General features: G+C 71.0%; 1 protein-coding gene and 1 pseudogene. One reads left to right on the top strand and one right to left on the bottom strand.

Translation table 11 applies throughout. The features are described from left to right. Window positions 1–224 (top strand): annotated as a pseudogene (locus RNB18_RS53280) (response regulator transcription factor); the annotation flags it as partial. Between the two features lie 34 nt (window positions 225–258). On the opposite strand, the gene RNB18_RS53275 reads toward RNB18_RS53280, so the two are convergent. Beyond that, window positions 259–393, bottom strand: a 135-nt coding sequence (locus RNB18_RS53275; RefSeq protein ID WP_311721213.1) for an NlpC/P60 family protein, incomplete at its 5' end; no start/stop codon positions are given.

Raw genomic sequence — 393 nt, 5'->3', positions numbered from 1 at the left:
ACGGACGCCCCGCCGGTCGACGAGGACATGGACCGGCTCACACCCAGCGCGAGCGCGAGGTGCTGCGGCTGATCGCCCGGGGGTACGCGTACAAGGAGATCGCGAAGCAGCTGTTCATCTCGGTGAAGACGGTCGAGTCCCATGTCTCGGCGGTGCTGCGCAAGCTCCAGCTCTCCAACCGGCACGAGCTGACCCGCTGGGCGACGGCGCGACGGCTGGTCTGAGCGCACCGGGCCCGAGCCCCCGGGGCTCGTGGCCTCATGCCACCCGGGTGGCCCCCGCGAAGGGCATCTGGTCGATGGGCGCGATGCGGACCGGCGCTCCCGGGCGCGGGGCGTGGATCATCTGGCCGTTGCCGATGTAGAGGCCGACGTGGCTGATCCCCGAGTAGAA

This window comes from Streptomyces doebereineriae (genome assembly GCF_031845645.1).
Taxonomy (GTDB): domain Bacteria; phylum Actinomycetota; class Actinomycetes; order Streptomycetales; family Streptomycetaceae; genus Streptomyces; species Streptomyces canus.
Note: the sequence above shows the minus strand (reverse complement) of the source record. Positions and strands in the feature narration are given on the sequence as shown.